This window comes from Lentimicrobium sp. S6, from assembly GCF_013166635.1.
Classification (GTDB): Bacteria; Bacteroidota; Bacteroidia; order Bacteroidales; family UBA12170; genus UBA12170.
The window spans coordinates 1-12,508 of the sequence record NZ_JABKBZ010000040.1 but is presented as its reverse complement, the minus strand read 5'-3'; the positions used below and the strand labels follow the sequence as shown (position 1 = coordinate 12,508).

4 protein-coding genes are annotated in these 12,508 nt (G+C 36.5%); all 4 read left to right on the top strand.

Features of this window, described 5'->3' with window-relative positions:
• The first annotated feature begins 10 nt into the window (after nucleotides 1-10).
• Nucleotides 11-961: an MBL fold metallo-hydrolase gene (locus HNS40_RS13495; protein WP_172281679.1), complete on the top strand. Its 951-nt coding sequence runs from the start codon at nucleotides 11-13 to the stop codon at nucleotides 959-961.
• A 10-nt stretch (nucleotides 962-971) separates the two neighbouring features.
• Nucleotides 972-2,423 (top strand): aminoacyl-histidine dipeptidase, encoded by a 1,452-nt coding sequence (locus tag HNS40_RS13490; RefSeq protein ID WP_172281677.1) that lies wholly within the window; start codon nucleotides 972-974, stop codon nucleotides 2,421-2,423.
• 299 nt (nucleotides 2,424-2,722) lie between these two features.
• Complete coding sequence (locus tag HNS40_RS13485; protein WP_172281675.1) at nucleotides 2,723-5,827, top strand: right-handed parallel beta-helix repeat-containing protein; 3,105 nt, start codon at nucleotides 2,723-2,725, stop codon at nucleotides 5,825-5,827.
• A gap of 388 nt (nucleotides 5,828-6,215) precedes the next feature.
• Nucleotides 6,216-12,508: PKD domain-containing protein (locus HNS40_RS13480; RefSeq protein ID WP_172281673.1), on the top strand; the 6,293-nt coding region annotated here is incomplete at its 3' end.

Genomic DNA, 12,508 nt, shown 5'->3' with positions numbered 1-12,508 from the left:
TTTGCTGTTCATGAATGGCAAATCACAAGATAACTTTGAATTAATAGTCCTTGGAAGTGGTGGAGGAACTGATGAGAGCAATCTATCAGCCTATTTAATTGCCGCAAAAAACAGCGATAAATACCTTTGTCTCGATGCCGGAACCTTAATGCATGGTTTAAATTTAGCAGCCAAAGCAGGTCATTTTGATCATTTAGAACATTCAAATCATCAAGAAGAACTTCCCGCTCACATACTCCACAATAATATTGATGCCTATGCCATTAGCCATACTCATCTCGACCATATTACTGGAATGCTCATTGCTGCTCCTTTTGATAATAACAAAAAGATATTCTGTTCTCCAAAAACCGGAGATGAATTGATGAATTATATCTTCCTCTCCCCTCTTTGGGCCAATTTTACTACAGAAGGAAAAGGGGCCATAGGCAAATGGGAACTCAACAGAATGAATAATAAGGAATGGTATCAAATCCCAAATAATCAATTAGAATTAAAAAGCTTCGACCTTTGCCATTCTTGCCCCAATACCTCTTCCGCTTTTTTGGTGAAGAATAAAAATGCATATGCTTTATACTTTGGCGATACTGGAGGCGATATTATTGAAGGAGAAAACAAACTAGAGAAGATTTTTAAAGAAATCACTCCGCTTATTCAAAAGAAAAAATTGAAAGCTATATTCATTGAAGTTTCTTTTCCTAATGCGCAGAAAGACCAGCAGCTATATGGTCATCTAAAACCTTCTCTATTAGAAGGAGAGCTAGAGAAATTAGCTTCTTTGGTTAATCCGAAAGAAAAAGAACAGGCCTTAATAGGAATAAAAATTTTCATCACCCACCTAAAGCCTAATTATTCAAAAGAAAACAATAGCCTTCCATTAATAGAGAAGGAAATCATGAAGATGAAGCATTATGGAGCAGAAATCATCTTTGCTAAACAAAGTGAAAAACACACATTTTAAAACATAAATTATGAGTGATAATATCAGAAATTTTGAACCAAAAATACTATGGGAATTCTTTGATGACATTTGTAAAGTGCCACGCCCGAGTAAAAAAGAAGAAAAAATAATTGCTTTCCTGAAAGAGTTTGGAGTCCAATACAACCTAGAAACCCTACAAGATGAAATCGGAAATATCCTGATTAGAAAAGGAGCCACCAAAGGAATGGAAAACAAACCTTCTGTAGTTTTACAAAGCCATATTGACATGGTGTGTGAGAAAAACTCCGATGTGGAATTTAATTTTGATGAAGATGCCATTATCCCTAGAATTGATGGTGAATGGGTAAAAGCCACAGGAACTACTTTAGGTGCCGATGATGGGATTGGAGTAGCAGCACAAATGGCGATTTTAGCTTCTGATAATATTGAACACGGACCCATAGAGTGTCTTTTCACAGTAGATGAAGAAACAGGACTTACAGGTGCCTTTGGATTAAAACCAGGATTTGTGAAGAGTGAGATTTTGCTCAACCTAGATTCTGAGGATGAAGGTGAATTATATATCGGCTGTGCCGGAGGAATCGACACCTTAGTTGAAATAGAATATGAGACAGAGGCTGTAGAAGGAGAAGTTCAGTTTTACGAGCTGACTGTAAATGGGCTCAATGGTGGACATAGCGGCGACGAGATTCAAAAAGGATTGGGAAATGCAGTAAAGATCATGAACCGAATTTTATGGGAAGCCACCAATAAGCATGGGTTACGATTAGCCAATTTCAAAGCAGGAAATCTAAGAAATGCCATTGCTCGTGAGGGTTTTGCCACCGCTTGTATTCCTTTAGATCAAAAAGAAAACTTCGAAACTTTCTTTACCAAATTAGCTAGTGATATAAAAGCTGAATATGCCATCACAGAAGAAAATCTAAACATCACATTTACCACTTCAGAAGACAAAGCAGAGGTATTGCAAGCAGAATATCAAAATGCCATCCTCAATTCACTTTATGCTTGTCCTCATGGCGTTATTGCATGGTCACAGAGCATAGCTAATTTTGTAGAAACCTCTACCAATTTGGCTTCTATTACTATGAATGACAACACTGCCTATATCACCACCAGCCAACGTTCTAGTGTAGAATCGGCGAAAGATGATATTGCCAATATGGTAGCTGCCAATTTCAGAAATATAGGAGCTTACGTAGCGCATGGCGATGGATATCCTGGCTGGACTCCAAATACCAAATCCAAAGTATTGGCTCAAACTTCAGCATCTTACGAAAAGCTATTTGGCAAAAAACCAAAGGTTTTGGCCATACATGCAGGATTAGAATGTGGATTAATTGGCGAAGTATATCCTAAAATGGATATGATTTCATTTGGTCCAACCATTAAAGGAGCCCACTCCCCCGACGAAAGAATAAAAATTGACACGGTGAAGATGTTTTGGGATTTGACTTTGGATGTGCTGAAGAATATCTAAAATTCAAATTCTAATATAGCAGACTCTGGTTTTTTTGCTCCCTTTAGGGGAAGGGGCAAACAAAAAAACATAACAAGCAAAATACGACAAAACAAACCCATCAAAAAGCGGATTCTTACTCCAAAGAATCCGTTTTTTGTTTTCTCAATAAAATCAAGTCAAACACAAAGTTCATATAACGGTTATCAACACTTGTTAATAATTAAACACTAATCTCCTATTTTTGTTTCAATTACATACGTATCAATTCTCTAATATTGCTATGTATTTAATATTTATTAATTTCTTAAAATAAAAACATGAAACATTCAATTATCAAAAGATTCTTATTTATTTCGATTCTAATGGCATTTGCTTCCTTTTCGGGGCATGCTGGTATTATTTATGTTAATAGTAATTTAACAGCTATTGGTGATGGCAACTCGTGGCCCACTGCTTACAAACACTTACAAGATGCGCTAGATGCTGCAGTGAGTGGTGATGAAATTTGGGTAGTTCAAGGAACTTATTATCCTGATTTAAGAAGTAACAATGGATTAACTATTGATAGTAATGACCCTTTAGATAGTTTTAATATGATAACAGGGGTACAGTTATTAGGTGGATTTATTGGAAATGAAAACTATGCCTACCAAAGAACCCCTGACCCAACACTAACTATCTTCAGTGGACAGATTAATACAAACTTAAACTCATATCATGTAGTATCAGTTGATAATGCTGAGAATGTGATTATTGATGGATTAACAATTAGAGATGGTTTTGCCAAAAGAATCGATAATGAAACTATTCCGAATGGGGGAGCTATAATTATGGATAATGAGTCCTCGGTTTACATAAATCAAGTTTATTTCACAAATAATAAATGTGAATATTGGGGAGCCGCAATTCAAGTCAATGGTGTTAGTTATGCTAATATTAACAATTGTATTTTTGAAGATAATAATTCAGAATACATTGGTGGAGCTATTAGTATTTATAAAGAATCCAAAGCAAACATTTCAAATTCGACCTTTACTAACAATAGTTCTAGAGGTAATGGTGGGGCTATTCATGCATACAGTATTACCCTTACTGAAAACAACCCCATTACAATAGATAATTGCACATTTACAGGTAATAAATGCAAATACCCTGGTACAGGAAAAATTGGATGGGGTGGTGCAATTGATTTAAATGCAACAATTACAGGAAGTGAAATTTACCCACAATATATTGTTTCAAATTGCAAATTTTACAGTAATGAAGCAACAGGACCAGGAGGTGCTGTTTCATCTCATGGCTCAGCACGAATAGAAAATTGTCTATTTGTTGGAAACGAATCAGAACAAGATGGAGGGGGATTATATGTAAGAATCTATTGGGCATATGAAAAGAAAAACAGAGTTAACAATTGTACTTTTTTTAATAACACTGGTGCCAATGTTAATAGCATGTTTATAAATTCAGATAACCCATCAGTACCTGTAAAAATAACAAATTCAATATTATGGGGTTCAGATTCGAACCCACAAATTGGTTCAAATAACCCAGATAATATTGACATTACCTACTCTAATATAAAAGGTGATTATGAAGGTATTGGGAATATAGATGATGACCCACAGTTAACAATGGATTATCATCTTGCTGGGAATTCTCCATCTTTAAACACCGGAAATAACTATGTAGAAAACCTACCAGAATTTGACCTAGATGGTAATGATAGAATTATTTGTTCTGCTGTTGATATGGGAGCTTATGAAACAGTTATATCAGAATGTGATGTAATTCATGTCAATTGGGATGTTGGTATAGACCCTGAATATCAAGATGGTGATGGTTGGCTTTCAGCCTATGACAATTTACAGTCAGCCCTAGATGAAGCAGAAGATGGTGATCAAATTTGGATCGCTGCTGGTACATACAAGCCAAGTACTCAGTATTCAAAAAACAAAGAAGATTTTTTGAAACACTTGGACTTATTTGAACCAGAAATATTCTCTCAGATCAAATCAAATCAAATTCCAATAGGCGAATTAATGGAGGATCCAAGAAGAAATACATTTAGACTAGATAAATCAATAGCTATTTATGGAGGTTTTTATGGTGACGAAATCAGTATTGATGAAAGAAACCAATATGCCAATGAAACAATCCTAAGTGGGAATATTGATAACCAAAATTCTCATTTAGACAATTGCTATAGTGTTGTAAGTATTTATAATGATAATTCAACACCTCTTATTGATGGTTTAACTATTAGCGATGCTTGCAGATTTAATCAGGACGCAGGAAGCATACGCTTTTTTGGAGCAAATTTGTTCATCAATAATTGTAAAATTACTAATAATTATACTACTGGTATAGGTTGTCACAGTGCTAGCAATTTAACAATCCAAAACTCTATTATCAACTACAATAATTACCATGGAATAGGAGCAGGATTAAGAATTTACAGAAGTAATGTATTGATTTCAAATTGTAAATTTGAACATAATTATAGTGAAGATGGAGGTGGAGCACTCCGTTTGTGGGGAGATAATGATATAAGTCAACTTCCATTAAACAATATTAAAATTAACCATACTATCTTTGCAAATAACATTGCTGATGGTTTTGGTGGAGCAATAATCAATAGCACTTGTAAATTTGAATTAGACCACTGTACATTCTATAATAATATTGGGAAAAACGGTAATGGCAATGCAATTTGGAATGACGATTTCAAAGATGAGGAATGTATCATAAAAAACTCGATTTTTTGGAATCCAACAGCAACGGAGCAACTTCATGGTTCACAAGAGGAATATACAGTAAAATATTCAGATGTTCAATTATTAAATAATGATCCACTTGTTACATTCCCAGGAACCGAAAATATAAACACAGATCCTTTCTTTGTGAATGCTTCGAATAATGATTTTCATCTTCAAACAAATTCATTTTCTTCTTTTGGTACACCATTGTTATCTAATGAGTGTAGCCCTTGTATTGATGCTGGAAACCCTTCTTCTCCATATGATAATGAACCATCAAATGGAAATAATTCAAGAGTGAATATGGGAATATATGGGAATACAGAGTTCGCAGCAAACCCATGTGTTTCAAATAAGGAAACAAAATCAGCCAATGCGGCACTAAATGAGAGTATTTCAAATTCCGAAATATCAATTTCACCAAACCCATTCTCAGAAAATATGAATTTCAATATTACTTCAACCGAGGATTCTAATCTAGAAATCTATATTTACAACAGTTCAGGACAACAAGTAAAATCAATTTCATCGCAAATAAGAGAAGGCCAAAACCAAATCAATTGGGATGGAAATTCAGAATACAGTTCACAACTTCCAAAAGGGATATACTTGGCAAAAATTAAATTGCAAAATAAAATAACAACCAAAAAAATAGTCATCAACTAGTTTTTTTTTTACAAGGTTTAAAATAGGACCAAATACTATTCTTCAAAAGCGGATTTCGTATTATCGAAATCCGCTTTTTTCATAAAAAACTTTATAAAAATTTCCATACCTAAAAATCCGTAAATCCACGTATTAGCTACTATTTGCATTATATGTAGTGCTCCGACTTTTTAAAATCAGACAACCATTTGCATTTTCTCTTGGTCTTGATGATTATTACCTTATTAACAGTATTTTATTTACTTTAGCGTTCACAATTTACTGTTGATAAAATTGTAAAACCAGTACACAAACCAACAATCACAATATGCGGGGGGCAACCATTTTTTCGTTTAAGCTATCCAAGCAAATACTTATTGCTTTTAGTATTCTTTTTATTTTATTTTTTTTGTTAAAGACAACAAATGCACAAGGGGATTCTTGCTATTTATCCCAACCATTTTCTACTTCAACAACTGCTACATTTCCTGCAGGAGTTAATACTCCAGATGGTGAAGATGGCCCTAATTATGATTGTCTAGGGTGGGTTAGAAATCCCGCCTGGTATTATATGAGAATTAGCGTGGCTGGTGATATTATCATCCAAATGACTAATGATGGGACAAATTCAAATGAGGGTAACGATATTGATTTTAATTTATGGGGTCCTTTTAACGATCCTCATACTCCATGTACAGCAGAGTTAACCAGTGATAAATTTGTTGACTGTAGCTTTTCCCCAGGCCCAATAGAAACTTGTGTAATTCCAAATGGTATTGTGGGTGAGTATTATATTTTAGTGATAACAAATTACTCAAATGATCCTTGTAACATTTCTTTTGAAAAAATCGGAGGAGAAGGCGAAACAGACGAAACCATCATCAATACCCAAGCAGAGAATAATGGCCCTTTATGTACTGGAGAAACTTTAGAATTAACGGCCGAAACAGTTGAAGGGGCCTCCTATCATTGGACGGGACCAAATGGATATAGCTCTAATGAACAAAACCCAACCATCCCTAATATGTTAGCTAACATGGGAGGTCTGTATTTCTTAGAAGTAACCCTAGATGATGTAACCGCTACCTATAATACCAATGTAATCTTTATTGAAGGAACCGACTTTGACATAACAGATCTGGATGGTAACCAACAAAGTACCTATGAAATTTGTTATGGAGAAAGCATTCAGTTTAAAGCTCAAGGAATTCCTGCCTTTTGGACCACCGATTGGAATGATGGCTCTACAACTACTACATCTGGTGAATATTCTGCTAGTGGAGAAATTAGTGTTACTGTAGAAAATTTCTTCGAATGCCCTACCACCAGAACTGCCACTTTAATTGTTAAAGACGAAACCAGCATTTCTCTTGATATAGATAATTTTTGTGAAGTGGAAACAGGTCTAATTTCTTTAAATGACAAAGCTAGTCCTGCAGGAGGAGTATTTACAGGACTAGGAGTAAGCGAAATCGGAGGGAATTATACCTTAGACCCCAGCTTAATCCCTGCAGGTGGGATAACAAATATACATTATGAAATAATAGATGCCAGTGATTGTGCTGCCGACAAAACCATTACTGTCAATAGATATGCCACTCCCGTGGTTACTTATTCTCCTGGAATTCCTGCCCTATGTGTGGATGCTTCAACCATAAACTTATCAGGAGGGGCACCTCCTAATGGAATATACTCATATAATGGAAATCCTGAAACAACATTTAACCCAGCCACATATGGGGTCGGGAGTCATACTATAGATTATTTTTATGAAGACCCTCAGGGTTGTTCAAATTCAGCCAGCTCAAGTATCACCATTAATGATTTGCCCAATGTAGTATTTGATGCTGTTCCTCCTGTGTGTCAAAATACTGGGATTGCCTATATTGATCAAGGTAGCCCCTCCGGTGGAACTTATGCTGGAACAAATATAAACGGTTTGGGTTGGTTTAACTCAAGTATTGCTTTGGGTGTCTATAATGTTAATTACACCTATACCGATGCCAATGGCTGCGATAATATAGATTACCAAACCATAGAAATCATATCTGGCCCTCAAGATCCTATAAGCATCAGTGCAAGTCAAATCACCTATTGTAGTGCAGAAGCTCCCACCGATTTAACTTTGGAGTGTACAGGCCCGGATGATACCTATTTCTGGTATGCCAATGATTATACAGGCACAAGTATCGGAAATAGTAAAATATTAACGATTCCCGCACCTACCGAAACAACCACCTATCTAGTACGAAGCGAAACCAGCTGTGGCAATTCCAACGAAAAAAGCATCACGGTACATGTAGATCCAAGTCCAGAATCCTATTTTGAAACTTTAGATGTTTGTGACGGTGTAAACATCTCTTTCACCGATGAATCCAACAACAATGGTGTTCCAATAACTTCTTGGAATTGGAATTTTGGTAACGGAAACTCTTCAACCCTTCAAAACCCAAGCTATACTTATACCCAAAGCGGTACTTACACCATTTCTTTGCAAGTATCTAACGGAACTTGTAGCACAACACATCAGCAAGATATTAATATCGGCGCCTCTCCCAAACCACCATTAAGCATCACACCATCAATGGAATTTTGCTCTGCTGAAACACCAAGTCAAATTAGCCTTTCCTGCACAGGACTTGATGATGCCGATCATTATTTTTGGTATGCAAATAATACATCAGGCTCACCAATTGGCAATAATAAAACCATTTCCATCAACCCACCTAATGCTACAACAAAATATTACGTTAGAAGTGAAAGCGGCACTGATTGTGGCAACTCTGCAACTTTAATGACAACAGTTACCATTAACCCTAGCCCAGTGGCCCAGTTTTCTGCTGCCAATACTTGCCAAGGGGTAAGTCAAACATTCACTAATTCTTCTTCTTCAGTTGCAAAAACATGGGATTGGAATTTTGGCGATGGAGGAACATCCTTCGTTAAAAACCCAAGTCATATCTATACACAAACAGGAACATTTACGGTTTCACTTACAGCTTCAACTAATGCCTCTTGTGAAGATACTCATACAGAAACCATAGAGGTGTTCCCAGCAGCAAACCCTCCAACTGATATCAGTGCAGATCAAACGGAATATTGTAGCAATGAAATTCCAGATGAAATAACACTCACAGTAGAAGGTATTGATGACCAATACATATGGTATAAAGGAGACCTTAATGGCACCGCTATTGGTAATTCCAAAACACTGACGATAACAGCTCCAACTGAAACATCAGAGTATTTTGCCAGAAGCGAAAGTATTAATTGCGGAAACTCTCCTGCCCAAAGTATAGTTATCACAGTTCACACAAGCCCCATCGCTGATTTTACAGTATCCAATGTTTGTCAGGAAGAAGCCATTTCAATTATTAATAATTCCTCTTCTCTTGTGGATGCCATTGATGAATGGAGTTGGGATTTTGGTGATGGAACATCTTCAACTGAAGAATCGCCAAGCCCATCCTATTCAAATTATGGAAACTATGATATCAGTTTAACAACAACAACCACCAATGGTTGCTCTGACAACATCATACAAGCCATTGAAGTTTTTGATAATCCAACAGCCAATTTCACAATGGATGAAAATTGTTTTGGCGTTGAAACCAAACTAACTAGCACCTCTACTAGTCCCATTAGTAGCATTGATTCCTATTCATGGCAATTTGATAGTCAATCTTTTAATACAAATGAGGTTTTATACAACTTCCCTTCTGAGGGTACATTTAATGTGATTCTTGAAGTGGAAACTAATAATGGATGTTCCAATATTATTAATACTGATATTGAGGTATGGCCAAGACCCGAATCTGCTTTTGAATATCTTAACCCTTGTCAATCCAATGTGGTAGAACTCACCAATAATTCATTGCCATCTACAGGAAGCACAATAGATTCCTACCTATGGGATTTTAATAATGGTGATTTTTCTACTGATGAAGATCTTACTTATATTTATCCAGTCGCTGGAATTTATGAAATCACTTTAACAGTTACCGATATCAATGGCTGTTCACATGAATTAAATCAAGATAATATCATTGTTAGTCCCACATTTGAAGTTGGAATCACCACCAGCCCTTTATGCGCAGGAGAAATGGCTAGTTTTGAAGGTGATCCCATTCCTGATTTTCTTCCTATCGACGATTATAAATGGGTGTTCCCTGATGGTAGCGAAACACATGGTAAAATCACCAATTACAACTTCTCTAATTCAGGAACATTTACAGTAGACTTAATTGGTACGTTTGGTACTTGTGAAGCTGGTAAAACAGTTGAAGTTGAAGTTTACGAACTACCAACTTCTAGTTTCTTATCGGAAGGGCTTTGCCTAAACTCTCCTATTAACCTAAGCGACCAAAGCACTGGTGATGGAGTAGCTATCACTTCATGGTCATGGGATTTCGGTGATGGAAACACCTCAACAGAAACCAATCCTAGTATCACCTATTCTTCAATAGGAAATTATTCAATCAATCTTTCTGTAACAGATGAAAACAACTGTGTAAATTCAAGTACTCAAAATATCAATATCAATCCACTCCCTATTGCTAGTTTTAGTCCACAGGCTCCCTATTGCGAAGGAGTAGACATCAGTTTTAATAATACCAGTACTTCTATTGGAAATTTCTCTGGTTATTCATGGGATATGGGTGATGGAGGAGTCTATACAACTGAATCTGCCAATCATATATTCACCAATTCTGGAGATCAAAATATTGAACTAACAGTTATTGATGAGTGGCTATGTAGTACAAGCATCACCAATACCATCAGTATCACACCCGACTTTAGTCTTGACATTACTGATTTGGGGCTCTGTGACAATATTGCTTCCACATTAAATGGCGAAGTTATCGGATCCGTAGTTACTCCAAACGATTGGTCATGGAGTTTTGATAATGGGCAAACTGCCACCGGCCAAAGTACTTCATATCTCTTCAATGGTGCTGGATCACATGATGTTATTCTGAATGCAAGTAAAAATGGATGTGAAGAAACCATCACAAAATCATTTAATGTAAACCCTGCTCCTACTGCTGAGTTTAGTAATTCTGAAGTCGCACAAAATGATCCTGTTGATTTCTCAGACCTTAGCTATACCAATGGAGGAGGCTCTTTAAGCACATGGACTTGGGATTTCAATGACCCTACAAGTGGCCCTGACAATACTTCAAACCTTCAAAACCCTAGTCATAACTTCTACCAATTAGGAAGCTATACAGTAAATCTATCCTTAGAAGATGCCAATGGCTGTTTGAGTAATTTCAACCAAACTCTTGACGTCTATGCTCCACCTGTAGTTGATTATTCTTGGGGAGCCAGCTGCGATGGTGATCTTGTACAATTTACTGATGAAAGTTCAACATTAAATGGAAGCATCACCAATTGGTGGTGGGATTTTGGGGACCCAGCCAGCGGTGTCAATAATGCTAGCACCACTAAAAACCCAAGTCACACTTTCTCTGGGCCTGGAATTTACGAAGTTCAATTGGTTGCCAAAGCCTATGGTGATGATACAATAGTAAAAGAAGTTACCGTTTATAACAACCCTATTGCAAGCTATAACTTCACTACTCCTTGTGAAGGCGATAATGTCTTATTCACAAGTACCGAAACCCTCGGAGATGCACCAATTGCTGCTTGGTCTTGGGATTTTGGAGATGGAAATGTAGCTGTTTCAGCATCCCCACAACATTTATATTCTAATGGCGGTCAGTTCACCGTGGAATATACAATTGTAGACAATTATGGTTGTTCAAATACCATATCACAAGATGTTGATGTTTGGGAGAACCCTATTGCCAATTTTAATAATAATAGTGCATGTATAGAGAACCTCACAGAATTCTTTGATATTAGCACCAATGGCGATGCCACCATTCACCAATGGAATTGGAATTTTGGAGAAGCCAGTTCTGGAGTTGAAAACACATCTACCCTTCAGAATCCAAAGCATGAGTATGGCAGTTCTGGTGACTTTACCATTACTTTAGAAGTAGAAGATTTAAAAGGATGTAAAAATATTCTAACCGAAACAGTCAATATTGCCCAAAGCCCAGTTGCCGATTTTAATGTAAACTCACTTTGTTTTGGAGAAACTACTCAGTTCTTAGACCTAAGCACTGGAGTAGATCAACCTTTAACAAATTGGTCATGGAACTTTGGCGATGGTCATGTTTCAACATCTCAGAACCCAAGTAATGATTATACTACAGATGGAGATAAAACCATTCAATTAATCATCACTGATTCCAGAAATTGCCAAGATACAAGTGAACAAACTTATTATATCACTCCAGATTTCCAATTAGACTTTATCTCTAACAATTTATGCGATAACTCTGAAGCTTTATTAAGTGCAAATGTAATAAATCCTATATTAAATCCTGATTCATGGTCATGGAGTTTTGAGGATGGACAAACAGGAGTTGGACAAGTAGTGAGCCATAGTTTTACAAGTTCAGGAAACCAATTGATAGAATTATCTGCTATTAAGAATGGTTGCGAAGAAACATTTAGCAAAACTATCTTTATCAACCCTCATCCTATATCAAACTTCAGTAATACAGAAGTGGCCCTTGGCACACCAGTAGATTTCACCGACTTGAGCACTCTCAATGGCGGAGCAGCTATCGTAAGCTGGGAATGGGATTTTGATGACCCAGCCAGTGGAACTGATAATACTTCAACACT

Bases quoted from the DNA above. Each gene is read 5' to 3' on its own strand.
- HNS40_RS13495 (WP_172281679.1), top strand. From the start codon at position 11: ATGAATGGCAAATCACAAGATAACTTTGAATTAATAGTCCTTGGAAGT.
- HNS40_RS13485 (WP_172281675.1), top strand. From the start codon at position 2,723: ATGAAACATTCAATTATCAAAAGATTCTTATTTATTTCGATTCTAATG.
- HNS40_RS13490 (WP_172281677.1), top strand. From the start codon at position 972: ATGAGTGATAATATCAGAAATTTTGAACCAAAAATACTATGGGAATTC.